This window comes from Rhodococcus sp. UYP9 (genome assembly GCF_040547235.1).
Taxonomy (GTDB): Bacteria; Actinomycetota; Actinomycetes; order Mycobacteriales; family Mycobacteriaceae; genus Rhodococcoides.
Map to the genome: position 1 here is coordinate 363,714 of NZ_JBEPPH010000002.1, position 24,839 is coordinate 388,552.

The window sequence follows — 24,839 nt, forward strand, 5'->3', positions numbered from 1 at the left end:
TTCGAACGAGGAGTCGAAAAGCGATGCCTACACGCACTTCACGCACAGCCTGGAACGGAACACTGGAGAAGGGTTCGGGTCAGGTCGAGCTGACCAGTTCCGGTGCTGCGACATTCGACGTGTCCTTCCCCAAGCGCGCGGCTGAAAACGCTGATGGCACGACGAGTCCGGAGGAGCTCATCGCTGCAGCGCATTCGGCTTGTTATGCGATGCAGCTCTCGGCCGTGATCGCCGAGGCGGGCGGTACTCCGCAGAGCCTCGACGTCACCGCAGAGGTCTCGCTCGGACCGGATACGCCAGGCTTCAAACTCACGGGGATCAAGCTCACCGTCCGAGCCGAGGTCGACGGTCTCGACGCCGACGGTTTCGCGAAGGCTGCGCAGGCCGCGAAGGAAACCTGTCCGGTGAGCAAGGCGCTGACCGGAGTCGACATCACTCTGGACGCTGCACTCGAATCCTGATTCCATCGGACTTTGCTCATCTTGATGTTCGACCAATCCGCTGAGCTTCTCGCTCCGAATGCTCCCTGTTGGACCGTTTCTACTCGGTGTCGGGCACGGCTGTAGTCGGTGGACAAGGGGTCGCTCTGAAAAGGATGCGTTGGTCGAGGTTTCTGCTGCTGGGCTTGTCGGGCACTGGGTTGTACCTGGTACTGCCCGCGGGCCTGCCGCGCTCGATCGCCAATGGCGTACTGATGGCGGTAGCGCTCGCCTTTGTCGTCTTCGGCGCCCGGATGAATCGTTCGGTGAACGGCGTCAGCTGGACGTTATGGGTGGTAGGTCTGCTCGCGTGGGGTTTGGGCAATCTCGTCGGCAACCCGAGTCATACGATGGTGATGTCCTGGGCGGACGTTCTGTGGGTCGGCGGCCACGTTGCCCTCATCGCCGGGCTACTTCTTTTTCGGGTGGGCAACGCTCGGGCGTTCCGGGTTGAGGACATCCTCGAGGGCGCGATCGTCGCCAGCGGTGTCGCACTGGCGACCTGGATAGTCGTCATTCAGGCGCGGGTCGAAACAAGCCTCGATATCACGTCGTTCGTTCGCCACTGGCAGGCGATCGTCTACGCCGGAGCCGACGGTTTTCTCGTATCGCTGATGGTGATTCTGCTGCTGTCGAAAAGGGCACGGAAGGCGCCGTTCGCGCTGGCTGCTTGTGCATTTCTGTTCTTCTTCGCCGGTACGTGGATTTCGCGTGTCGCCGTCAGCGTCGAGGTGCGCGACCCGGCCGTCGTCCAGGCCTGTTGGCTCGCTGGGTTCGTCCTCGCGGGATCGGTGGCCTTGTATCCACCTTCTCGTGCATGGAAACCGCGTCGGGGTCCGAAGTCGCATTTCGTGCTCGATCGCACCCGTCTGGTGGGGTTGGGTTCGGCGATTCTGATGGCTCCCACGGTGATGGCAGTGCAGCTGGCGCGTGGGCTACCTGCGGCCGAGTGGGGATGGGTCGTGCTCGGCTCCACGATGGTGATCATCGCGCTTGCAGCGGCCCGGATAGCGTGTTTCCTGTTGGTGCTACGCAGGCAGGCTGCCGCGCTGACCCATGCGGCCATATCCGACCCTGTCACCGGGCTTGCGAATCGCACTCACCTAGGGGAGCTGCTCGACCTCTCGATCCAGTCCGCAGGAGAGGCCGGGATTGTGGTGATGGTCGTGGACATCGACAGGTTCGCCCACGTCAACGAGACGTTCGGCTATGCCGTCGGCGATCGGGTGCTGCGGGAGATCGGGGACCGATTGGTCTCGGCCGCCGTCGTGGATGCGGTCGTCGGAAGATTGGGTGGCGATCAGTTCGTCGTATCCGTCCCCTCGGACTCGATGGAGCTGTCGCCGTCTCGGTGCGCCGAGCACTTTCAGCGCGCGGTGAATTGCACCATGTTCGTCACCGATATCAACATCGCGCTCGAGGCAACGGTCGGAATGGCCTTGTCCGCAGATCAACCCGGTGTCGATGCCCACGGGTTGTTGCAACATGCGCATGTTGCCCTGACGTCGGCCAAGCACGAGCACACTCGATTATCGGTGTACGCACCCTCCATGGACTGCGATCGCCATGAGCAGATGCGTTTGCTGGGGGAATTGAAGACAGCGCTGAGCGAACGCCAGCTCACAGTCTTCTTTCAACCCTGTCTCGATCTCGGGTCCGGATCGGTGACCGGCGTCGAAGCGCTCATTCGTTGGCAGCATCCACGAGAGGGGTTGATCGCCCCCTCGTCGTTTCTTCCCGATGCCGAGCGCACCGGCATGCTGCCCGCGATCACCGCGTATGTCCTCGAGGATGCATTGGCGTGTTGTAGTGCGCTGCGTCGCAAGGGATCCAACATTCGGGTCGCGATCAATCTCTCGGTCCGGAATCTGATCGACCCCACGCTCGTCGGGCAGGTCGCCAAGGCACTCCAGCGTCACGATCTGCCTCCGGAAGCGGTGGAATTCGAAGTGACCGAGACCTCGGCCATGACCGATACACGTCGGTCGGTGGATTCCCTTGTCGCGCTTCGCGATCTGGGTGTGACCATTGCGATCGACGACTATGGGACCGGATACAGCTCGCTGGCATATTTACGTTCGCTGCCCGTTCAGACTCTGAAGATCGACAAGTCGTTCGTGACGGCGATGGTTTCTCAGCCCATCAATGCCTCGATCGTGCGGTCGACGATCGACCTTGCACGCAGTCTCGGAATGAACGTGGTGTCGGAGGGGGTCGAGGACGGGGACACGTTGAATCGACTTCGCGCACTCGGGTGTGATGGCGCGCAGGGCTTCTATATCGGACGTCCGGTGCCGGCCGAAGAGCTGGAGGAGTCGATCACTCGCATCGAACGCGAGCTCTCCGTCGCAGCGTTGCAGGAACGATTGCCGACGACTGGCACTCCGACGGGGCGTCAGGCCTTGGCTGCGACGTCCAGGACTACTTCGAATTCGAGTAGCGATGCTCCGGCGGCGACGGGCTTGGCGCGCTCGCCCGAATGCGCTGCCCTGGCTGGGCCCGCCGACCACGCCTGGAATGCCTCCTCGGTCTCCCATTGCGTCACTACGAAATAGCGGGTTTCACCCTTGACCGGGCGCAGGAGTTGGAAGCCGAGAAAACCTGGCGAACCTTCGACAGCGCCGGCGCGGGCAGCGAAACGCTTCTCCAATTCCGCGCCTGCACCCTCGGGAACTTCGATTGCATTTATCTTCACGACAGCCATGACCGAGAGGCTACTCGGTCCTGCGGAGAGCTACAGTCGTGACGATGCTGCACGACGAGGGTGGGGACGGGCGACCGATCTTGCTGTTGCACGGGTTGATGGGCAGCGCGCGAACGTGGCGACGCCAAGTGCCGTGGTTGCGTGCGTTCGGCCACGTCTACACCTACGACGCGCCGGGGCACGGCAGGCCCGCTCCGCGCGGGATCGGTACCGAGGCGTTCGTCGAGGACCTGACCGCTCACGCGGAGCAACTCGGGGAATGTGTCGTCATCGGGCATTCGATGGGATCGCTGCACGGCTGGTGTCTCGCCGCGGCGAGACCCGATCTGGTGGCAGGTCTGGTCGTCGAGGACATCGCACCGGACTTCCGCGGGCGCACGGCCGATGACTGGGCTGCACTCATTCGTCGGTGGCCACAGCCGTTCGAGACCGAATCGGCGGTATGTGAGTTCTTCGGGGACGTCGCAGGGCAGTACTTCCTGGATTCCTTCCAACGTCGAGTCGACGGCTGGTATCTGCACGGTGACATATCGACGTTCGAGGCGATCTCGCAGGAGTGGGGTGCGAGGCACTTCTGGAACGAGTGGGAATCCGTCACCGCTCCGTCGTTACTGATCGAGGGTGCGTCCGGAATCACACCGCCGGGGCAAATGCGTCGGATGCACGAGAGGAACGCCAAGTCGAGCTACGTACTGATTCCAGGGGCGGCGCATCTCGTGCACGATGAGCAGCCCGAGCTCTACCGCGCAGCTGTGGAAGTGTTCCTCCGACAACTACTATGACGCGAATGTCCCTGGTGAAGCTCAACGGAATCGATATCAACTTCGACGTCAAAGGTACCGGCCCGCTCGTCGTATTGGTGATGGGATCGGGGAGCCCGGGGCGGGTGTGGCAGACGCACCAGGTGCCGGCCTTGGTGAAGGCAGGCTTCCAGGTCCTCACGTTCGACAACCGGGGGATAGCGCCGTCGTCGGAGTGCGGCGCCGGGATGGTGCTCGACGATCTGGTTGCCGACACCGCTGCGTTGATCGAGCATGTGGGCGCTGCGCCGGCACGAGTCGTCGGAACGTCGATGGGCTCGCGTGTCACCCAGGAACTCGCGTTGGCGCGGCCGGACCTCGTCTCGCATGCAGTGATGATGGCGACGTACGGCCGTTCGTCGACGATGCAGAAGGCCATGGCCCAGGGCGAAAGAGATCTGTACGACGCGAGCATCGCACTCCCGGCCACCTACCGCGCGGCAATCACCGCCTTGAGTAACTTCTCACCGAAAACCCTGCGCGACGAGGCGGCTATCGGTGACTGGCTCGCCGTCATGGAGTTCTCCGGTGGCACCAGATCGGCGGGCAAGCGCGCGCAGATCGGCCTCGAAATGTGTGCCGGATCCGAACGACTCACCGCATATCGCACGATTGCAGCCAAGACCCTCGTGGTGGGGTTCGCCGACGACCGACTCATCCCCGTCCATCTGAGCCGCGAAGTCGCGCAGGCGATTCCGGGAGCTCAGTACGAGGAGATCCCGGACACCGGACACTTCGGCTACCTCGAGCGTCCCGAGAAGATCAACGAAGTGCTCATCGACTTCTTGCGCTGATACCCGGGGCATCGGCTATCCGAGACCGGTCGGGGACCCCGCTTCACCGGCCAGAGCGAAAAGCCCTGCCGCGGTCTGCTCGACCAAGCCGTCCACGAGCAGGGAATCCAAGGCGCGATCGCGTTGCCCGGGATCGCTGAGCCACACGACGTCCAACCGGGCCCGCTCTACCGGACCGTCGGTTTCACGTAGAACAGACATCAGTTTCCCGCGTACCTGCCGGTCGGTGCCCGTGAACTTTTGCACCTTCTTGGCGGGTCCGCTGTAGGCCGGGCGGCCTGCTTCGATCCACGAGCACTCGGGCAGTGGACACAGCAGGCACGCAGGATTCTTCGCGGTACAGATCAACGCGCCCAATTCCATCAGTGCCGCCGAATACCTGGCCGCGCGCGCGTTACCTGCGGGAAGCAACGCCTCGACGTCGGCGAGATCCCGTGTCGTCGACGGGTTGCCCGGTTCCGCAGCGCCGTGCACTGCCCGAGCGACGACGCGTCGAACATTGGTATCGACGACGGGAACGCGTTGGCCGTACGCGAAGCATGCGACAGCGCGAGCCGTGTAAGCGCCGATCCCGGGTAACGACAGCAGCGTCTCGACGTCCCGCGGCACGGCGTCGCCGTGCTCGGCAGCCAACACTCCCGCGCACTGATGCAAACGCAACGCCCGACGCGGATAGCCCAACTTGCCCCATGCGCGCAGGACATCGGCTTGCGAAGACGCCGCCATCTTCGACGGGACGGGCCACCGTACGACCCACTCTTCCCAGATCGGAGCAACGCGGGACACAGGCGTCTGCTGCAGCATGATTTCGCTCATCAGAATCTGCCAAGCGCTGACACCGGGCCGTCGCCACGGCAGGTCGCGCTCCTCGGTGTCGAACCACCCGAGAAGTGCAACTGGACTGATCGGCACGCTTGTCTCCTCGGGTTCTTCGGTATCCGACTCGCCGGTAACAGTGGGATCGGTGCACAATGATGCTTATGCCTTCGACGAATCCGATAACGGCCTGGAAATCTCTTCGAGAGGGTAACCAGCGGTTCATTGCAGGCGAATCTCTGCACCCGAGCCAGGGTATCGAGGACCGTGCCCGTCTCGCCGACGAGCAGCACCCACGCGCCGTGCTCTTTGGTTGCGCGGACTCCCGCGTCGCCGCCGAGATCATCTTCGACCAGGGCCTCGGCGACATGTTCGTAGTCCGAACCGCAGGTCACGTCATCGATTCCTCCGTCCTCGGCTCGATCGAATATGGTGTGGCGATTCTCGATGTGCCGCTCATCGTCGTGCTCGGACACGATGGGTGCGGGGCAGTCAAAGCAACTCTCGACGCGTTGGACACCGGTGACATCCCCGGTGGCTACATTCGTGACCTCGTCGAACGCGTCACCCCGTCCGTGCTGTCCGCCCGCCGTGACGGCTACTCCAACGTCGACGATTTCGAGGCACGGCACGTCGAGGAGACCGGCAATCTGTTGATGCAGCGGTCGCGGATCATCGCGGAGAAGGTCGACGCCGGGGAAGTTGCCATCGTCGGCCTGACCTATCAGTTGTCCGAAGGTAACGCTCGCTTGCGTGGGGTAATCGGCGATATCGGCGAGCTTCCCTGAGCTTGTTCGTCTTTTCAGACGGTTTCTTCGTGACCTACAAGGCGACACGCCGTAGGCGCTTCAGAGAATCGTAGCTGCGTAACGCCTACGGTTGGTCTGTGTTGGAACCAAGCGGGCCGTTGCCCCCCGAAATCTATTGGCGTCGTCGCGCACTCGCCATCGGTGCGGCTGTTGTGGTGCTGGGTTTGATCGTGTGGTTCATCTCCTCTCTCAGTGGTGGCAGCGAAGAACCGCCGCAGGCGGAGCCGGCAGGTGTCGTGACTTCGCCGGGTCCGGCCGCAACGCCGAGTGCCTCCGCCGCGAAGGAGTCGGGTGCATCCTCGGCCGGTTCGGGCGCTGGTTCCGGCGCATCGGCATCGGGTGGATCCGGAAGTGGTAAGCCGGCGAGCACCGGAGCGTCCACGACGCCCTCGAAGCCGGCCGGGGCAGCTGCCGTCCCGAGCAATCAGTGCTCGGATCAAAGCCTCGCCATCAAGGCGACGCCGGACAAAGCGTCGTACAAGGTCGGCGAAGAGCCAGGCTTCACCGTCGTCATCACCAACATCAGTTCCACGGAGTGCCAGCGCGACGTGGGTGCAGGTCTGCAGCAGGCCCTCGTGTACACGCTCGACGATCTGCGGATCTGGTCGAACACCGATTGCTTCCCCGACGCGCAATCCGATCTGCGGACGTTCAAGCCCGGCGAGCAGGCTGGGTTCACGGTCAAGTGGTCCGGTACCAATTCGGTTCCCGGCTGTGGTGAGGAGCGGATACCTGTCGGCGTCGGCTCGTACAAGGTGATCGCTCAACTCGGTGAGCTGCGTAGCTCTCCCGAGCCGTTCAACATGACCTGATCCGGTGCGGGTCCGGTCAGTCGAACGGGCCCGCGATGGACGACTCGGCCAGACGTGAAAGCCCTTCACGAATATGGCGCGCCCACAATCCGCCGATGCCATCGACCGACTGCAGGTCTGCCGCTGTTGCGGCAAGAAGCCCCTGCAGCGTGCCGAACGAGACGACCAGTCGATGGATCTGGCTGAACTGCAGCCTCGGTACCCGGGTGAGGACACGGTATCCCCGGGGGCTCATCGGAGTGTCGAGTGCTTCGATGGTCGCCGGGTAGCCGAACGCGCGTGCGAGCGTCGTGAGGTCGAGCAGATCGACGTCGGTCAATTTGTCGAGAGCAGCCAAGGCCTTCTCCACGGCTGCCGTCGTCGACGGTTCCGGGCCGGCAAGGTAGTCGCGGACGACGAGCTGACGGTCGACGTCGTTGTCGCCGAGTAGTTCCTCGAGCTGCAGCGCCAACTGCCTGCCGTCGGTGCCGAGTTCGAGGACGTTCTGTTCGATTTCGACCGAGACCCGGCGAACCATCTCCAAACGCTGAGCGACCGTGAGTGCGTCACGCAGTGTTACGAAGTCCTCGATTTCCACGACCGAGAGCTGACGGGTGTTGTCGTCGAGACGTTGCTTGTAGCGCTCGAGCGTTGCTACGGCCTGATTCGCACGCGAGAGGATGGTTGCCGAGCCCTCGATGACATGTCGAACTCCGGCCACGTAGACGCTGACGATGCTCATCGACTGGCTGACCGAGACGACCGGGTATCCGGTCTCCATGGCGGTACGTTCGGCGGCGCGGTGCCGCGTTCCTGATTCGACTGTAGGAATCTTGTGATCCGGCACAAGCTGCACGTTGGAGCGGACGATTCGTTTGCCGTCCGTGGACAGGACGACGGCGCCGTCCATCTTGGAGAGTTCACGCAGCCTGGTGGGCGCGAACTCGACATCGAGTTCGAATCCGCCGTCGCAGATCTTCTCGACTTCTTCGTCGTAGCCGAGGACTATGAGACCGCCGGTACGGCCTCGAAGTATTCGTTCCAGCCCGTCGCGCAGGGCTGTGCCCGGTGCTAACCGGGCGATGGTTTCACGTAGCGCCGGGGATGCACTGGCATCGCGTGCGTTCTCGTCCACGTTCGTCCCCTCGTCCCAGCATTTACTTCCACAACGGCTTGTCGGCTGCATCGGCACTACTTCTACAACAGTGGTGTCTCACAGTCTCGCAGCTAGAGGCTACGGGAGTTGATCAAACCGTCCGCATATGTGCGTAATCGAGTGCCTCGCCGAGATTGGTGACGGTGCGGACTTCGATTCCCTTCGGCACGGTGTCGTCGTGTTCGGGGGTGATGGCGTGAGTGAAACCGAGCCGCGCCGCCTCGGCCAAGCGTCGACCCAGCCCAGATACCCGACGGACTTCTCCCGCCAACCCGACCTCGCCGAGGATGACGAGCCCTGTAGGTATCGGACGATCCGTCACGGCCGACGCCACTGCCACCGCGAGTGCCAGGTCCACAGCAGGTTCGCTGGTACGCATTCCGCCGATCGTTGCCGCATAGACCTCGCTCCGTGCAACTTTCACCCCACAGCGTCGCTCCAGGACGGCCAGAATCATGGCTACTCGCGCATGGTCGAGGCCACTCACGGCTCGACGTGGGGAAGGCATGTGTGTATCGACGACGAGTGCCTGCACTTCGGCGAGCAACGGACGCTTACCGTCCATGGTGACCGTCACGGCCGTCCCGGGTACCGCGTCGGTGCGGTGATGCAGGAACAGGCCCGACGGATCGGTGATGCCCTCGATGCCGGTATCCCGCAGTTCGAAGCACCCCACTTCGTCGGAAGCACCGAAGCGATTCTTGACCCCGCGGATCATGCGGAGAGTGGAGTGCTTGTCGCCTTCGAAATGGAGAACTACGTCGACCAGATGCTCGAGTGAACGCGGACCCGCGACGGCTCCGTCCTTGGTGACGTGACCGATCAGGAGGACGGCGACGCCGGTCGTCTTCGCCAGCGACGTGAGCGCACTGGTGATCGCGCGGACTTGGGTGACACCGCCGATGACCCCGTCGACGTCCGCGGCAAGCATCGTTTGGACCGAATCGACGATCAGCAGACTCGGCGCGACCTGCTCTACGTGGCCGAACACCGTCGCAAGATCGGATTCTGCGGCGAGGAAGACGCGTTCGTGGACCGCGCCTGTCCGGTCTGCCCGCAACCGAACCTGACCAGCGGATTCCTCGCCCGTGACATAGAGCGCACGCCGGTCTTCACCGGTACGGGCCCAGCGGTGCACGACCTCGAGAAGGAGCGTCGACTTGCCCACCCCAGGCTCACCGGCGAGCAGTACTACAGAGCCGGGGACCAGTCCACCGCCGAGTACGCGGTCGAACTCCGGGATACCGGTCGAGTTCGCCTGTGCAGTGCTACTGCTGACCTGGGTGAGGGCGGTTGCAGGCGAAGTCGGAATCATCGCGGTGGTCGCCGACCGTGTGTTGCCGGCGCCCAGACCTGATGCGCCCGGTCTGCTTGCAACCGGAGTCAGCACGGGCGCCTCGTCCATCGATCCCCAGCTACCGCATTCCGGGCAACGGCCTACCCATTTGGCTACGGTGTGCCTGCAGGCCGAACATCGGTAGTTCGTCTTCAGTTTGGCCACGTGGCGAACGCTAGAGGACGGTACTGACAGAAACGTCAGTTGTTGCCGTCGGCGCCTTCTTCGACCTGAGTCTCCACGACGCGGTTTTCGGCGCTGTGTGCCTCGGCTTCGACGGGCGACTTGGTCGAGACATCGCGCGGGAGAACCGGGCCTGCATCGACGGGGACGAGAACCTCGACGTCACCGGCTTCTTCGAACGTGAACGTGACGGGAACCGTCAGGCCTGGGCGAACGTCCTCGCTGATGCTGTTGAGTTCGACAACGATCATCTGCAAGGGGATCAGCTCGTCATCGACCTCGGTGCCGGTGGGCGCTCCGGCCCCGAGGGCGGTCAACGGTGCAATCTCGCTTCCGCCAGGCTCCTTGCCGACCGTCACCGAGGACGCCGCTGTCGTGGAGATCCGTGTGAGGCGATCGGGGGTCGTCGCGCTGTTGTTGACGGCGACGAAGCCGAGTTCGACTTTGCCACCCGGCTCGATCGAGTACTCCTCGCTCTGCGGGTACACCACATGCACATTGCGCAGTGAGATGTCGCCGACATTGGCGAAGTTTCCATTGACGGCCGAGACCTGCTGGGCGGTCTGAGAAATTTGGCCGGAGCCGCAGGCAGTCAGAGTCAGTGCTGCGCCTGCCGCGAGAGCGGTTGCCCACAGGCGGGTTTTTCGGTGCGTGGTCGCAGCGTTGAACGCAGTCACGGGTCGTCCTCCAGTTGTGCCGGTGTGTCCGGGGGTGCCGATGCGGTTCCGGGCCAGTGCCTTTGCCGAGCCTAGGCCGGTAGCTCCAGGTCCACTAGGCAGAGTAGTAGTCAGCTTTCGAGGGTAGACCTCTGGGGCGTCCGGAACGTGCGGTATCGGGCTCCGACCGGCGTGTTGACCGGTGTTTGCTGTTACCTGGACCACCTTGACGGAGGGCGCCGGGACACCCACCTGAGGGGCCGCGGATACACGTTAACCGGCGGCTGTCAACCCCTGAAAAGACTGCGTTATGCCCCTGACCTGCGCCGTTGATCTGAGCGCGTGGTAAACTGGCAAAATCGAAAGGGGCACGGGACACATGATTTTCAAGGTCGGAGAGACCGTCGTTTACCCCCATCACGGAGCGGCGTTAATCGAAGCGATAGAAACCCGCACCATCAAGGGTGAACCGAGAGAGTACCTGGTTCTCAAAGTTGCGCAAGGTGATCTCACTGTTCGAGTTCCTGCGGACAATGCCGAGTACGTCGGTGTTCGTGACGTCGTGGGCCAAGAAGGTCTGGACAAGGTCTTCCAGGTGCTTCGGGCACCGCACACGGAAGAGCCCACCAACTGGTCGCGACGCTACAAGGCGAACCTCGAGAAGCTCGCTTCCGGTGACGTGAACAAGGTTGCCGAGGTTGTTCGTGACCTCTGGCGTCGTGAGCAGGATCGCGGCTTGTCTGCAGGCGAGAAGCGCATGCTGGCCAAGGCGCGTCAGATTCTGGTCGGAGAGCTTGCGCTCGCCGAGGGAACGGATGAGGCCAAGGCCGACATCATTCTCGACGAAGTACTGGCCGCAGCCTCCTAGGTGTGACCAGCGTGCATGCTGGCCCGGTCGTCGCGCTCGTACCGGCGGCGGGCCAGGGCCTTCGGCTCCAACAAGGAATGCCGAAGGCATATGTGACTTTGAAGGGTAGAACCCTTCTGCAACATTCGGTCGACGGCCTGACAGCGTCAGGCGCCGTCGACCGAATTGTTGTGATCGTGCCGGCCGATCTGGTCGAGCACACGCGTGAGCTCCTCGGACCCACCGTCACAGTGGTCGAAGGGGCTCACGAACGTACCGATTCGGTACGTTGCGGTCTCGCGGTCGCCGGAGACGCAGCTATCGTGCTGGTTCACGATGCTGCGCGCGCGCTCACTCCGCCCACCCTGGTTTCTCGGGTGGTCGCCGAGGTGCGCGCTGGACGCGGTGCCGTCGTACCCGCAGTTCCGGTTACCGACACCGTCAAGTCGGTCGATCTCACGGGCGCGGTGGTCGGGACTCCCGATCGGAGCTCACTCCGGGCAATTCAGACCCCGCAGGGATTTCGCGCCGATCTGTTGATCCGCGCCTACGCCGAATCCACGGATTCTGCGACCGACGACGCGGGCCTGGTGGAACGCCTCGGTGAGACGGTGCACACGATCACCGGTGAATTGCTCGCATTCAAGATCACCACTCCACACGACCTTTTGCTCGCAGAGGCGATCACAGCACAGGAGAATGCATGAGAGTCGGCATCGGAACAGACGTGCACCCGATCCAGGTCGGGCGTCCGTGTTGGCTCGCGGGCCTGCTGTTCGAGGACGGTGACGGGCTCGAAGGCCACTCCGACGGTGACGTCGCCGCCCACGCGCTGTGCGATGCGCTGCTGTCCGCGGCAGGTCTCGGTGACCTCGGCTCGGTTTTCGGGACCGGGCGGCCAGAGTGGGACGGCGTCAGCGGTGCGGCAATGCTGACCGAGGTGCGTCGCCTTCTTACCGAACACGGTTTCGGTATCGGTAACGCCGCAGTCCAGATCATCGGAAATCGACCGAAGATCGGGCCGAGCCGCGTGCAAGCGCAGGAGACGTTGTCGGCGATTCTCGGAGCCCCCGTTTCGGTGTCTGCGACCACCACCGACGGATTGGGATTGACGGGTCGAGGCGAAGGAATTGCCGCCGTTGCGACGGCACTTGTCATGAGCGAGTAAAACCCCCGGTAGCATGGCGAGTCGTGACCCTTCACCTTTACGACACCGAGACGAGGGCCTTGCGGGAATTCACCCCCTTGGTCCCTGGCCATGCGTCGGTGTACCTGTGTGGGGCGACAGTCCAGGGTGAGCCTCATATCGGCCACGTTCGTAGCGGTGTCGCATTCGACGTCCTTCGCAGGTGGCTCCTCGCCCACGAGGTCGACGTCGCTTTCGTCCGCAACGTCACCGACATCGACGACAAAATTTTGAACAAAGCGCGCGACGCCGGACGGCCGTGGTGGGAGTGGGCCGCGACGTTCGAACGATCCTTTGCCTGGGCCTACGACCAGCTCGGGGTGCTACCTCCGTCGGTCGAGCCGCGAGCAACCGGACACATCACCCAGATGGTGGAGTTGATCGACAGATTGATCGAGTCCGGGCACGCGTACGCCTCCGCCGGTGACGTGTACTTCGACGTGATGAGCTTCCCGAGTTACGGGGCGCTGTCCGGGCACAAACTCGACGACGTACATCAGGGCGAGAGCGCGGCCGAGGGTAAGCGTGATCCCCGAGACTTCACGCTGTGGAAAGCAGCGAAGCCCGGCGAGCCATCGTGGCCGACACCGTGGGGTCGTGGACGGCCCGGCTGGCATCTCGAGTGCTCGGCGATGGCAGAGACCTACCTTGGGCCTGACTTCGATATTCACTGCGGTGGTCTCGATCTGGTGTTCCCGCACCACGAGAACGAGCGAGCGCAGAGCCAGGCGGCAGGTGACGGGTTCAGTCGATACTGGCTGCACAACGGCTGGGTCACGATGGGCGGCGAGAAGATGTCGAAATCGCTCGGCAACGTCCTGTCTGTACCCAATGTTCTCCAGCACGTGCGACCACAGGAGTTGCGCTACTACCTCGGTGGTGCGCACTACCGTTCGATGCTCGAATACTCGGACAACGCGTTGCAGACGGCAGCGGTGACCTATCGAGGAATCGAAGGATTCGTCAAACGGACGGTCGAGCGAGCGGGAGAGGTACCACTCGGCACCTGGACCGACGGATTCGCCGCCGCGCTGGACGACGACCTGGGAGTTCCCAAGGCGCTCGCCGAGCTACACGCGACGGTGCGGGCGGGCAACAGCGCGCTCGAAGGCGGAGACCTCGAATCCGCCGTCGAGCATGCCGGGCAGGTGCGTGCGATGCTGTCGATTCTGGGTGTGGATCCGCTGGATCCGCACTGGGCTGGTGGCTCCGGCGACACCGACGCCCTAGAAGGAGCCCTGGGAGTGTTGGTCGATGCAGAGTTGCAGCGTCGAGCACAAGCCAAGGTGGACAAGGACTGGCCGGCCGCGGACGCGATTCGAGATCGCCTCGCCAAGGCAGGCATAGACGTGACAGATACCCCCAACGGGCCGGAATGGTCCGTCGGGGCAACACGCAGTAACGACGAAGCAGGGCAGTGATGGCAGGCAATTCAAGTAGGCGCGGCGCGATACGCAAGACCGGCACCAAGAAGGGGCAGGTCGCGGGCTCCGGCGGGAATCGGCGCAGAGGCCTCGAAGGTCGCGGCGCCACTCCGCCCGCTGAGGAGCGGACCAAGCATCCAGCTGCGCGTCGCGCCAAGATGGCGGAGAAGTCTGCCCAGTCACGTGGCGACAGCCGTGGTCGCAGCACCCGCGTCCCGACTCGGAAGAACGACGACGCGCCAGAGGTCGTGCTGGGCCGTAACCCCGTCGTGGAGTGCCTTCGCGCGGGAGTTCCAGCGACGGCCCTGTGGGTTGCCGTCGGCACCGACAGTGACGAGCGGCTGAAAGAAAGCGTCCAGCGTGCGGCCGACGCCGGTATCTCCATTCTCGAAGTTCCGCGTTCGGATCTCGACAAGCTGAGCGCGAACGGTCTGCACCAGGGTCTCGCTTTGCAGGTTCCGCCGTATCGGTACGCCCACCCCGACGACTTGATCAGCACGGCTCGCTCGCACCAGGAACCGGCACTTCTGGTCGCTCTCGACAACATCACCGACCCTCGTAACCTCGGCGCTGTCGTGCGCTCGGTGGCGGCGTTCGGTGGACACGGGGTCGTCATCCCGCAGCGTCGTAGCGCCAGCGTCTCGGCCGTCGCGTGGCGCACCAGCGCAGGTGCCGCGGCGCGACTGCAGGTTGCCCGCGCCACCAACCTGACCCGGACGTTGAAGGATTGGCAGTCCAAGGGCGTCACCATCATCGGTCTCGACGCCGAGGGCGACACCACGCTCGACGAATTCGACGGCACCGGCCCACTGGCCGTGGTTGTCGGATCCGAAGGCAAGGGTCTCTCACGTCTGGTTCGCGAAACCTGCGATTCGATTCTGTCCATCCCGATGGCAGGTCCGGTCGAATCGCTGAACGCTTCGGTGGCAGCGGGCGTCGTGTTGGCCGATATCGCGCGTCAGCGTCGTCGATAGGACGGGACGCCCCTTAGGGACTAGTGCACTCGGAACCGTATCGAGTCCCCGGGCCGCAGTTGGCCGATCGATGGCAGATCGGTGTCTCGAACGACGGCGATGACGGGATATCCGCCTGTCACCGGGTGATCGGCGAGGAAGAGGACGGGCTTGCCGTTCGGTGGAACCTGAAGGGCGCCGGGGACCATGCCCTCGCTGAGTAGCTCGTCGGTCCGCGCTCGTTCCAGTGGCGTCCGACCGTCGAGCTTGACCCCGACGCGATTCGAATCGATGGTTGCCGTCCATATCTGGCTCGCCAGGACATGGAGTGCCTCGGAGGTGAACCAGTCTTGGCGCGGACCTAGGTTCACCGACACTTCGATGTGCCCGGCGCGGTCCGGGGGCGGCGCCAATTCCGTTGCAGGCCACTGTGACTGCGCATCACCGATCGCGAGGACGTCGCCTTCCCTCAGTGGCGGCGGACCCAGCCCCGACATCGTGTCGGTGGACCTGCTCCCGAGAACCGTGGCGACGTCGAATCCGCCGCGCGCAGCGATATAGCTGCGGAGTCCCGAAGTCGGTGTCGCCACTGACAATTCGTCCCCGTCGGACAGATACAGCGTGTTGTACATCGCCCCCGCGATGCCGTTGACGGTGATACTGCCCGAAGCGCCGGTGACCGCTACGACGACCGATCCCTGCATGCGGATCACCACACCGCCCATCGTTGCCTCGAGTGTTGCAGCCTCGACGGTGTTGCCTACCAGCCTGTTGGCAGCGTCGTGCGAGCGGAGGTCGGCAGCGCCGGATCTTCCGACGCCGATCAACGCGTGACCGGGACGGCCGTGATCCTGCACTGTGCACAGTGGCCCGGGACGCAGTATCGCGACGGCTTTCACGACTGTCGGAACCTGACCTTCGTGCCGGGCTGTAGCCGCGCGGGGGGCGAGCCGCCCTCGTCCCACAGGACCGCATCGGTGGTCCCGATCAACTGCCATCCACCTGGGGAACTGCGCGGGTAGATTCCGGAGAACTCACCGGCAAGTCCGACCGAACCGGCAGGGACCGAAGTGCGAGGTTCGGATCGGCGAGGAACATGCAGGCGGTCGTCGGGGCTGACGAGATAGCCGAACCCGGGTGCGAACCCTGCGAATGCGACGGTCCAGATCCGACCCGTGTGCGCTGCCACGACTTCCGGCGTCGACAGACCGGTGTGTCTGGCAACATCGTCGAGATCCGGACCGTCGTACCTGACCGCAATCGTCATCGCGTCGGCCTTCGCTTCACTGTCCTCTGGTACTGGTTCGGCCGAACGAATCCACGTCACGATCCGTTCTCGCTCGCCCCGGAATCGCACCAGAACTGTCCGGGCGGCCGGGACCAGATCCTCGACGTCGGCGGGGGCTGTCGCGTGCAGTGAACGGAAGAAGGCCATCGTCTCGCGGAGGTCGCCGTACTCGATCAGTACGGCATGTTCACCTGCATCTCGGACGATCATCAGACGAAGGGTGAGATCGCGATACCGTTGTCGGACAGGCTCTTCCGGACTGCGACGGCCATGTCGACCGCGCCTGGAGAGTCTCCGTGCACACACACCGATTCCGCGGAGACGGCGATGCTGGTGCCGTCGATCGACACGACTGTCCCTTCCTTCACGAGTTGGAGGATGCGGGCCGCGACCACGGCAGGATCGGACAGGATGGCGCCGGCCTCACGCCGGGAGACCAACTCACCCGAAGGTGTGTACGCACGGTCGGCGAAGGCCTCCGCCACGGTCCGCAAACCGGCAGCCTCGGCTTCCTCGAGGAACACCGAGCCCGCCAAACCGAGGACGGGGAGGGTCGGATCGTAGATTCGGACGGCGTCGACAACCGCTTTCGCCTGATCCCGATGCGTCACGATGGCGTTGTAGAGCGCGCCGTGCGGTTTGACGTAGGCGATGGCCGAACCTGCTGCCTGACTGAGTCCGTCGAGGGCCCCCATCTGATACAGCACGTCGGCAGTCAGATCGGCAGGTTCGATGTCGATGAAGCGTCGTCCGAAGCCGGCGAGGTCGTGATAGCCGACCTGAGCACCGATACGGACGGCCTTACCTGCGGCTGCTCGGCAGGTCGCCAGGATCGTCTGTGGGTCACCCGCATGGAATCCGCATGCGATATTGGCACTGGTCACCACGGCCAGCATTGCGTCGTCGTTACCGAGCTTCCACGTTCCGAAGCTCTCGCCGAGGTCTGAGTTGATATCGATGGACGTCATCGGTTTCAAGTCTAGGCGACAACGATGCGACCGGAGTCGGCCTTTCGGCGAGACCCCACCGCGCGGCAGATGAGGTAGATGACGAACGAGATGGTCGTGACGAATGTCGAGACGGGAACACCGGGTGCGAGCGAGAGGAGAATGCCGCCCACAGCTGCGATCTCGGCGAACAGAATGGACAACAGTGTCGCCTTGAGCGGGCTTGCAGTCACACGCGCGGCAGCGGCCGCGGGCGTGATGAGCAAAGACAGCACGAGCAGCGCACCGACGATCTGAACGCCGAGCGCACACGCGACTCCGACGAGAACTGCGAACACGACGGCGAGCCCACGGACCGGGACTCCGCGCGCCAGCGCAACTTCCGGGTCGGTGCTGGCGAACAACAGTGGACGGTAGACGATCGCGAGCACGATGAGGACCAACACTGCGCACACCAGCAGAAGCTGAATACCGCTCTGCCCGACGCCGACGATCTGACCGATCAGGAGCGAGAAGCTCGTGCCGGTTCTGCCCGGATACAGCCAGATGAACAACACCGACAATCCCAGCCCGAACGACATGATGACACCGATCACCGAGTCGCGATCACGAGCCTTGGAGCCGAGTAGAGCGAACATCACCGCGGCGACGACCGAGCCGACGATAGCTCCGAGGCCGACAGTGATACCGACAAGCAAAGCTGCCGAGGCGCCGGTCAACGACAATTCACTCGAACCGTGCACCGCGAACGCCCACTGCCTACTGACGATCAGCGGCCCGAGCGCACCGGAGAGGAGACCGAGAATGGCCGCCGCGAGGAGTGCCTGCTGCACGAAGTCGTAGCTCAACAAGTTCGCCGTCGTGCTGAAGTCGAAGATCTTGGAGAGGGCGTCGACCACTTTCTCGTTCATTCAGAGATCCTCGGTCGGTGGATGGTGCGCACCCGCAGAGCCGAGAGCGTCGATGGAATCTCCGGTGCCGACGACGACGAGCCGCCCACGCACCTTCAGAACTTCCACCTCGGTCCCGTACAGCTCCGAGAGCACTTCGGTCGTCATGACATCAGCAGGTGCGCCGATGCGGAACTTGCCGTCGACGATGTAGACGATCCGGTCCACCAGCGGCAGAATCGGATTGATCTCGTGCGTTACGAACAGCACCGCCGTGTCGTGCTCCCGCCGTCGCCGATCGATGAGACCGGACACGAGACGTTGATTCGCCAAATCGAGGCTGAGCAGAGGTTCGTCGCACAGCAACACAGTCGGATTGCCGACCAGCGCCTGGGCGATGCGGAGACGCTGCTGCTCGCCTCCCGACATAGTCCCGACAGGAGCACCCGCGAAAGCATTGGCGTCGACCTGGTCGATCGCATGCTGCACGACACGAGTGCGCTCACGCATTCCGCGAAGACCGAGCCCCCAACGATGACCGTCCCAACCGAGACCGACGAGATCACGCCCACGCAGCGGCAGGCCGTCGTCGATACTGCGCTGCTGAGGGATGTAACCGACACCGGACTGGCCCTTGCGGACTGGCTCTCCCGCAATTGCCGCAGTCCCCGTCGTCAAATGGTTCTGGCCGAGCAGCACCTTCAGAAGCGACGTCTTACCCGAACCGTTCGGTCCGAGGACAGCCACGAACTCACCGCTCTCCACCGCGAGATCGAGGTTCCGCCACAACGTGCGCTCCCCGAACGCCAGTCCGGCATCGCGCAGTTCTACAGCAGGCATGAACTACAGCTTTCCAGCCCTGACCCGACAGCCGTTCCGCGGGCTCCACTCCCAGTCTCGGGGGTCGTTCCGCGGGCTCCACTCCCAGTCTCGGGGGTCGTTCCGCGGGCTCCACTCCCAGTCTCGGGGGTCGTCATGCTCAGGATGCCGACGCCAGCGCAGATTCGAGATCCTGAGCCGCCTGCGTCTGCCACTCGATGTAGGTCTTGCCCTCGGGCAGCGTCTCGGTCACCTCGACGACGGGGATTCCGGCGGCCTCGGCGGTGGAGCGGATGTCCTGGGTGACGGCGTCCTGCGTCTGGATGTTGTAGACGAGGACCCGAACGGACTTCGACGTCAACAGGTCGCGAGTAGCCGCGATGGACGCGGGCGACGGGTCGTTGCCCGATTCGAGGGCGTTCTTGAAGTCCTCGGGTGTCCGATCGTCGAGGTCGGACTCTTCGATCAGGTAGTGCGCGATCGGTTCCGTCTGTGCGACAGGAGCATTGGCATGATCGACGGCGATCTTGTTCGTCACGTCGGTGATGCGATGGACATGATCATGGAACGTTTCGGCATTCGCGGTGTACTGGGCGGCGTTGTCGGGGTCGAGCTGGCCGAGCTTCTCGGCAATCGATTCTGCGGTGGATGCGGCAACCTCGGCGTCGAACCAGACGTGCTCGTTGGCGTCGCCGTGGCTATGGCCGTGGCCTTCGGTGGAGTCGGCGGAGCTGTCCGGGGCTGCTTCTTCGTCGTCGTGTGCATGGTCCGAACCGAGGAGGTCGTACGCGTTGACCGACGGCACGTCCTTCCCCTCCGAGCCGAGGATGTCATCGATGAACTCGTCGTATCCGCCACCGTTGTATACGACGAGCGACGCCTCGGCCACCTTCGCGGCATCGCCGGCGCTGGCTTCGTACGAGTGCGGATCTGCCGACGGGTCGGCGATGATCGACTGCACCGAAGCGAGGTCTCCCGCGACGGCTTGCGCGACGCTTCCCCACACGTTGGTCGAGGCCACGATGGTGATCGGGCCGTCGATCGCGGTGGCAGGCGCCGAAGAATTGGATGGGCTCGTGTCCGAACTGCATGCGGTCATGCCCAGTGCGGCGGCGCAGGTGAGCCCTACGAGAGCGGTAGTCGAGCGGGCGAGTTGTCGCACTGGGAACCCCTTGAGTCGAAGCTTGCGGAAGCGAAATATTCGCCTAGTTGGAAATGGTTACCGTTGTACTCTAGCGATTCGGCGGTTCTCGATCGAATCGGGTACCCAGGTGCCGAATTTCACTGCAGCGCCCTTTTCCGGCTAACGTCCCCGTATGTCCAGGTCGAGCGAGCCGCGCCGCCCCGCCACATTGGCCTCCATCGCTGCCGACCTGAAGGTGTCGCGCACCACAGTGTCGAACGCCTACAACCGGCCCGACCAGCTCTCACCCGAACTTCGCGAACGCGTTCTCATGGCAGCCAAACGCCGCGGATACGCAGGACCGGACCCACTCGCTCGCTCGCTTCGCACTCGTAAGGCAGGCGCAGTCGGGCTCGTACTTACCGAAGCGCTCAGCTACTCCTTCCGGGACCCCGCCGCCATGGCATTCCTGGCCGGGCTCGCCGAATCCTGCGAAGCTGCAGGCCAAGGCCTACTTCTGATTCCAGCAGGGCCCGACCGAGACGAGACTGCGGCCGCCGCCGTCGTGCAACAAGCAGGGGTCGACGGCTTCGTCGTCTATTCCGTTGCCGACGACGACCCCTACCTGATGGCCGTTCGCGAGCGGCACCTACCGATTGTCATTTGCGACCAACCACGCGGGGTGCCGGAGGCAGCACTCGTCGCCATCGACGATCGATCCGCGATGAAGATGATCGCCGATCAGATCATTGCCCTTGGACACCGCCACATCGCCGTTCTCTGTATGAGACTCGGACGCGACCGTCGCGACGGGGTCGTACCGCCCGCTCGGCTCGCCGGCAGCCACTTCCACGTCCAACGGGAGCGGATAGCAGGGGTGAAGGACGCTATGAAGGACAGCGGCCTCGATCCGGAATCGCTCACCGTCGTCGAACGGTTCGAACACACCACCCGCTCCGGCCACTCCGCTGCAGCTCAGGCGCTACAAGCCAACCGCGAGACCACCGCACTGCTCTGCACCACCGATGTACTCGCGCTCGGCGCACTCAACTTCGCCAAGGTCGCCGGCATCGACGTTCCGGGTCAGCTCACCATTACCGGTTTCGACGGCGTGGACGACGCAATTCGCGAAAACGTCACCACCGTTCGTCAGGATGCCGAGGAGAAGGGGCGACGCGCAGGTGCGCTCCTGCTCTCCACCTCGCAGTCGGGCATCATGGCCGCCGAATTCTTGCCGACCGAGTTGGTCAAAGGTCGTACGGCAGCGCCGCCGCCCGCCTAGACCCCGGCTGGACCGATGGACCGCTTGGCCCCGGCTGGACCGCTTGAATGGCCACCTCAAGCTGACAGATCGTATGAGTGGACCATTCAAGCGAACGGGCGAGACGGCTTGAATGGCCACCTCATGCTGACAGATCGTATGAGTGGACCATTCAAGCGATTGTGTACGAGCGATTGTGGGCAAGCGAATACGGCCCCGCTCAGGCGCTGAGCAAACTCGCACACCTGAGCAGACCGAGGTGGCTGTAGGCCTGGGGATGGTTGCCCAGTGAGCGTTCGGCGACGGGGTCGTATTCCTCGCTGAGCAGGCCGGTCGGACCGGCTGCGCTGACGAGTTGGGCGAACAGGGCCTCTGCTTCGGATCGCTGCCCGATGAGTAGGTATGCCTCGACCAGCCACGCCGCGCACAGGTGGAATCCACCCTCGCCGCCGGGCAGTCCGTCGTCGTGGTGGTAGCGGTACACGGTCGACCCGCTACGCAGTTCGGCTTCGGTTGCCGTCACGGTTGCTGCGAACCGAGGGTCGGACGGATCGATCAGCCCGGAGAGCCCGATGTGCAGGGTCGCCGCGTCGAGGTCGGTGCCTTCGTAGGCTGCGGTGAAGGACCGGACTTCTTCGTTCCAACCCTTGTCGATGACCTCGGCGTGGATTTGCTCGCGCAGACTGGCCCAGCTCGGTTCGGTTTCCCGACCGAACGAGGCCGCGAGGGCGAGCGCCCGATCGATGGTCATCCAGCCCATGACCTTGGAGTACACGTGGTGGCGGGGTGTCCCGCGGATCTCCCAGATGCCGTGATCGGGTTCGTCCCATCGGCGCTCGACAGCCTCGACCATCGAGCGGACCAGAGACCAATCGTCGTCGGACAAGGCCTCTTTCCCAGCCATGCCCTGAGACTGGCGGGCATGCGCGAGGGAAGAGACGAGGTCGACGATAGGACCGAACACGTCGAGCTGGACCTGCTGGTTGGCTGCGTTTCCGACGCGGACCGGGCGCGAGCCGGCGTATCCGGGCAGCTCGTCGATGACGGCCTCGGACGGCAGACCGAGACCACGGATCGTGTACAGCGGATGGAGTCGTTCCGGGCCAGGCACGGACTGCAGGACCTCGTGGATCCATCCGAGGTATCCCTCGGCTTCGGCCGTCGAGCCGAGGTTGACCAGCGCCGACGCGGTGAGGGCCGCGTCACGCAGCCAGCAGTAGCGGTAGTCCCAGTTGCGCACGCCGCCGATCTCTTCGGGTAGCGACGTAGTCGCGGCTGCCATGATCGAGCCGGAGTCAGCGTGAACGAGTCCACGTAGCGTCAGGGCGGATCGTTTCATCAAATCCCGTTTGAGTGGCGGCAGGTCCAGGACATCGACCCAGTCCTTCCAGTAGGCCTCGGCCTGTGCCCGTCGCTCCGGTTCCGGTAGCGCAGACGGCCCGAGATCCTCGCTGCCCAAACGTAATTCGAGAACGACAGGTCCACCGGTCGGGTCGATCTCGGCGTGCGCGGTCTGTTGCGCGCCGTCGGATACGACGTTCCATTTCACGCCGGGACTGCGCAGGACCATCGGCTCTGCGGTGCCGGAGATCCGAAGTCCGTCCTCTTCGGGTTCGAGCTGAACCCATACTTTGCCGAATTCGGGTCGGGGTGCGAACGTCACGATCGCGGTGGCCTTGCCGGTGACGACGCGGGTGAGCGAGGTCTGCCCGATTGCGACATCGTGCGGGAGGTAGTCGGTGACCTGCAGGCTCGCCCACTTGGTCTGGACGGTCATGGTGCCGTCGACGTATTGCTGGCTCAGCGGCAATGCAGTGCGCTTGGGGCCGATGCTGAAGTGCCCGGCCTCGTTGCCACCGAGGAGGTGCGCGAAAATCGCTGCCGAGTCCGGTTCGGGGTGGCACAGCCATGTCAGGTTCGCGTCGGGAGTCACCAATGCGACGGCGTTGGGGCTGGCGAGCATCGTGAGCCGCTCGATGCGTGGAGCATCGGCACCGGAGAGCCACCGGCGACGCTCTTCGAGCAGAAATGCCAGCGCGAGTGAGACCTGTTCGGTGCTGTCGATGTGGAACTCGGCGAGACTGTCGCCGGGGCCGATCTTGACGCCGATGTCGGGGCCGTGCAGGCGGGTGAAGGCCTTCTCATCGGTGACGTCGTCGCCGAAGAACACCGCAGCCGTCGCGCCCTCCTGGTGCCGGAGGATGTCGAGGGCGTCACCCTTGTCGGTGACGATGACAGCGAGTTCGATGACGGACTTGCCTTCGGTCACCTGCACACCTTCGCGCAGCGACACGCCGTCGCGCACCGCAACGAGAGCGGCTTCCGCGTCGGCCGCATCGGCATTGCGGACATGTAGCGCAGCACTCGCGGGTTTGGTTTCGACGGCCACACCGGGGAATCGGGCGGCAATCGAGGTCATCTCCTCGGCGATATCCTGCAGAAGTCGCTTGGCCTCGTCGTCGATTGCATTGATGAATCCGACGTCGAATTCGCTGCCGTGGCTGCCGACGAGTTGAACCTCGGCCGGGAGCCTGGACAGTGTGGCCAGATCGCGGAGGGCGCGACCGGAGATGACGGCGGCCTTCGTCGCGGCGAGACTCGCCAACTCACGCATAGCGGTCACGGACTCTGCATGCGGAAATGCCTTCGATGGATCGGAGACGATGGGCGCCATCGTCCCGTCGTAGTCGGAGGCAACGAGCAGGCGAGGCGTCCGGGCCACGGCCATGAGGGCGCGGCGGAGTTCAACCGGTAGATCCAAAGCAGTCACGGAACGAATCTAGGCGATGCGAGCCGATACGGCTCACTCGGACGCGCACGCTCAGTAGAGGGGCTTTGAATCTCCGAGTAGCAAATCGACGGTCAGTTCGAGTCGAGCGGCGACGTCGGTGGCCGACGAACGACGGGTCAACCACGCGACGAGATTGGACAGCCAGACGTCACTGATGACGCGAGCGATGCTGAGCTGCAGTTCCGTTGGCTCGCCGTCGCTCATCGCTTTGGCGAACAGTCGGTCCATCAATCGGCCGACCTGGTCCACCTCGGCGGCAGCGGACGCGTCCGCGAACATGAAAGCGCGAGTCATTGCTTCAGTGAGTAAAGGATCACGTTGCATCGCTCGTGTGATCTGGCCCAGAATCAGGTGCATCCGCTCCTGCGGCGTTTGGCCGGGCGGGAGCTTGCGACGGGAGTCGATCTTTTCGAACTCACGAGAGAGGGCTGAAACCAGCAGGTGCACTTTGGAGGGAAAGTATCGGTACAGCGTTCCGACTGCGACGTCCGCACGCTCGGCGACAGCGCGCATCTGAACGGCTTCGTAGCCACCTTTGGAGGCGAGAGCCAAGGTCGAATCGAGAATTCGCTTGCGGCGTTCGCGCTGAGCATTGGAACTCAGGTCGTCGTCGGTGAGGACGCCGACCGAACGTAGTGGTGTAGCCGTGTTGGTTTCATTCACGGCCGTTCCTCTGTTCTTGTCGGCATTGGTCGCCGAACGCGACCGAGAAGATGTGCTCATCGACGTTGTCCTTCGCACCTTGACTCTGAACCAGCTACCGTATTAGAACACGTTCTAGACAAA

24 protein-coding genes and 1 pseudogene are annotated in these 24,839 nt (G+C 63.9%); 12 read left to right on the forward strand and 13 right to left on the reverse strand.

Going from position 1 to position 24,839, the window contains the following annotated elements:
- Window positions 1-23 precede the first annotated feature (23 nt).
- The gene (locus ABIB36_RS08015) at window positions 24-461 is read left to right on the forward strand and encodes an OsmC family protein (protein ID WP_084345513.1); all 438 of its coding nucleotides are present in this window, start codon (window positions 24-26) and stop codon (window positions 459-461) included.
- A gap of 995 nt (window positions 462-1,456) precedes the next feature.
- Window positions 1,457-2,758 (forward strand): annotated as a pseudogene (locus ABIB36_RS08020) (putative bifunctional diguanylate cyclase/phosphodiesterase); the annotation flags it as partial.
- Between the two features lie 116 nt (window positions 2,759-2,874).
- Here ABIB36_RS08020 and mhuD read toward each other — a convergent pair.
- A complete protein-coding gene (gene mhuD / locus ABIB36_RS08025) occupies window positions 2,875-3,183 on the reverse strand; it encodes a mycobilin-forming heme oxygenase MhuD (RefSeq protein WP_354559849.1) in 309 nt (102 codons plus the stop codon).
- A gap of 44 nt (window positions 3,184-3,227) precedes the next feature.
- Here mhuD and ABIB36_RS08030 point away from each other — a divergent pair, with 44 nt between their 5' ends.
- Window positions 3,228-3,965, forward strand: a complete 738-nt coding sequence (locus ABIB36_RS08030; RefSeq protein ID WP_354559847.1) for an alpha/beta fold hydrolase — start codon at window positions 3,228-3,230, stop codon at window positions 3,963-3,965.
- 5 nt (window positions 3,966-3,970) lie between these two features.
- Window positions 3,971-4,777 (forward strand): alpha/beta fold hydrolase, encoded by an 807-nt coding sequence (locus tag ABIB36_RS08035; RefSeq protein ID WP_084345502.1) that lies wholly within the window; start codon window positions 3,971-3,973, stop codon window positions 4,775-4,777.
- A gap of 15 nt (window positions 4,778-4,792) precedes the next feature.
- On the opposite strand, the gene ABIB36_RS08040 is transcribed toward ABIB36_RS08035, so the two are convergent.
- The gene (locus ABIB36_RS08040) at window positions 4,793-5,689 is read right to left on the reverse strand and encodes an HhH-GPD family protein (RefSeq protein WP_354559844.1); all 897 of its coding nucleotides are present in this window, start codon (window positions 5,687-5,689) and stop codon (window positions 4,793-4,795) included.
- A gap of 68 nt (window positions 5,690-5,757) precedes the next feature.
- Here ABIB36_RS08040 and ABIB36_RS08045 point away from each other — a divergent pair, with 68 nt between their 5' ends.
- Window positions 5,758-6,381: a carbonic anhydrase gene (locus tag ABIB36_RS08045; protein ID WP_084345881.1), complete on the forward strand. Its 624-nt coding sequence runs from the start codon at window positions 5,758-5,760 to the stop codon at window positions 6,379-6,381.
- Between the two features lie 98 nt (window positions 6,382-6,479).
- Window positions 6,480-7,214, forward strand: coding sequence for a hypothetical protein (locus ABIB36_RS08050; RefSeq protein WP_084345501.1), 735 nt, complete (start codon window positions 6,480-6,482; stop codon window positions 7,212-7,214).
- Window positions 7,215-7,230: 16 nt separating this feature from the next.
- On the opposite strand, the gene disA is transcribed toward ABIB36_RS08050, so the two are convergent.
- From disA to ABIB36_RS08065, 3 genes are all read right to left on the reverse strand, one after another.
- A complete protein-coding gene (gene disA / locus ABIB36_RS08055; RefSeq protein WP_084345499.1) occupies window positions 7,231-8,328 on the reverse strand; it encodes a DNA integrity scanning diadenylate cyclase DisA in 1,098 nt (365 codons plus the stop codon).
- 112 nt (window positions 8,329-8,440) lie between these two features.
- Window positions 8,441-9,850 (reverse strand): DNA repair protein RadA, encoded by a 1,410-nt coding sequence (radA, locus tag ABIB36_RS08060; protein WP_354559841.1) that lies wholly within the window; start codon window positions 9,848-9,850, stop codon window positions 8,441-8,443.
- A 35-nt stretch (window positions 9,851-9,885) separates the two neighbouring features.
- Complete coding sequence (locus tag ABIB36_RS08065) at window positions 9,886-10,545, reverse strand: copper chaperone PCu(A)C domain-containing protein (RefSeq protein ID WP_354559840.1); 660 nt, start codon at window positions 10,543-10,545, stop codon at window positions 9,886-9,888.
- A gap of 358 nt (window positions 10,546-10,903) precedes the next feature.
- Here ABIB36_RS08065 and ABIB36_RS08070 point away from each other — a divergent pair, with 358 nt between their 5' ends.
- From ABIB36_RS08070 to rlmB, 5 genes are read left to right on the forward strand one after another with little or no spacing between them, the layout of a single operon-like run.
- On the forward strand, window positions 10,904-11,392 hold the full coding sequence (locus tag ABIB36_RS08070; protein ID WP_084345496.1) for a CarD family transcriptional regulator: 489 nt from the start codon (window positions 10,904-10,906) through the stop codon (window positions 11,390-11,392).
- An 11-nt stretch (window positions 11,393-11,403) separates the two neighbouring features.
- Complete coding sequence (ispD, locus tag ABIB36_RS08075) at window positions 11,404-12,078, forward strand: 2-C-methyl-D-erythritol 4-phosphate cytidylyltransferase (protein WP_373270515.1); 675 nt, start codon at window positions 11,404-11,406, stop codon at window positions 12,076-12,078.
- Complete coding sequence (gene ispF, locus ABIB36_RS08080; RefSeq protein WP_084345494.1) at window positions 12,075-12,539, forward strand: 2-C-methyl-D-erythritol 2,4-cyclodiphosphate synthase; 465 nt, start codon at window positions 12,075-12,077, stop codon at window positions 12,537-12,539. The genes ispD and ispF overlap by 4 nt, the downstream gene beginning before the upstream one ends.
- A 23-nt stretch (window positions 12,540-12,562) precedes the next feature.
- Window positions 12,563-13,978: a cysteine--tRNA ligase gene (gene cysS, locus ABIB36_RS08085; protein ID WP_084345493.1), complete on the forward strand. Its 1,416-nt coding sequence runs from the start codon at window positions 12,563-12,565 to the stop codon at window positions 13,976-13,978.
- Window positions 13,978-14,955, forward strand: coding sequence for a 23S rRNA (guanosine(2251)-2'-O)-methyltransferase RlmB (gene rlmB / locus ABIB36_RS08090; RefSeq protein ID WP_084345492.1), 978 nt, complete (start codon window positions 13,978-13,980; stop codon window positions 14,953-14,955). Before cysS ends, rlmB begins: the two co-directional genes overlap by 1 nt.
- A gap of 20 nt (window positions 14,956-14,975) precedes the next feature.
- Here rlmB and ABIB36_RS08095 read toward each other — a convergent pair whose 3' ends face one another.
- The 6 genes from ABIB36_RS08095 to ABIB36_RS08120 form a co-directional block, all read right to left on the reverse strand.
- A complete protein-coding gene (locus ABIB36_RS08095) occupies window positions 14,976-15,833 on the reverse strand; it encodes a 5-oxoprolinase subunit C family protein (protein ID WP_084345491.1) in 858 nt (285 codons plus the stop codon).
- Window positions 15,830-16,432: a 5-oxoprolinase subunit B family protein gene (locus ABIB36_RS08100; RefSeq protein ID WP_084345490.1), complete on the reverse strand. Its 603-nt coding sequence runs from the start codon at window positions 16,430-16,432 to the stop codon at window positions 15,830-15,832. The genes ABIB36_RS08095 and ABIB36_RS08100 overlap by 4 nt, the downstream gene beginning before the upstream one ends.
- Entirely contained in the window at window positions 16,432-17,190 is a 759-nt protein-coding gene (locus ABIB36_RS08105; RefSeq protein ID WP_354559838.1) for a LamB/YcsF family protein, read from the reverse strand. The genes ABIB36_RS08100 and ABIB36_RS08105 overlap by 1 nt, the downstream gene beginning before the upstream one ends.
- Before the next feature lie 11 nt (window positions 17,191-17,201).
- Window positions 17,202-18,080 carry a metal ABC transporter permease gene (locus ABIB36_RS08110; protein ID WP_084345488.1) on the reverse strand — a complete coding sequence of 293 codons (879 nt, stop codon included), beginning with the start codon at window positions 18,078-18,080 and terminating at the stop codon, window positions 17,202-17,204.
- On the reverse strand, window positions 18,081-18,899 hold the full coding sequence (locus tag ABIB36_RS08115; protein WP_084345487.1) for a metal ABC transporter ATP-binding protein: 819 nt from the start codon (window positions 18,897-18,899) through the stop codon (window positions 18,081-18,083).
- A 139-nt stretch (window positions 18,900-19,038) separates the two neighbouring features.
- Window positions 19,039-19,977 carry a metal ABC transporter solute-binding protein, Zn/Mn family gene (locus tag ABIB36_RS08120; RefSeq protein ID WP_084345879.1) on the reverse strand — a complete coding sequence of 313 codons (939 nt, stop codon included), beginning with the start codon at window positions 19,975-19,977 and terminating at the stop codon, window positions 19,039-19,041.
- 217 nt (window positions 19,978-20,194) lie between these two features.
- Here ABIB36_RS08120 and ABIB36_RS08125 point away from each other — a divergent pair, with 217 nt between their 5' ends.
- On the forward strand, window positions 20,195-21,283 hold the full coding sequence (locus ABIB36_RS08125) for a LacI family DNA-binding transcriptional regulator (RefSeq protein ID WP_354559835.1): 1,089 nt from the start codon (window positions 20,195-20,197) through the stop codon (window positions 21,281-21,283).
- 199 nt (window positions 21,284-21,482) lie between these two features.
- Here ABIB36_RS08125 and otsB read toward each other — a convergent pair whose 3' ends face one another.
- The gene (gene otsB, locus ABIB36_RS08130) at window positions 21,483-24,032 is read right to left on the reverse strand and encodes a trehalose-phosphatase (RefSeq protein WP_354559833.1); all 2,550 of its coding nucleotides are present in this window, start codon (window positions 24,030-24,032) and stop codon (window positions 21,483-21,485) included.
- 51 nt (window positions 24,033-24,083) lie between these two features.
- Complete coding sequence (gene kstR / locus ABIB36_RS08135; protein WP_084345484.1) at window positions 24,084-24,776, reverse strand: cholesterol catabolism transcriptional regulator KstR; 693 nt, start codon at window positions 24,774-24,776, stop codon at window positions 24,084-24,086.
- Between the last annotated feature and the right edge of the window lie 63 nt (window positions 24,777-24,839).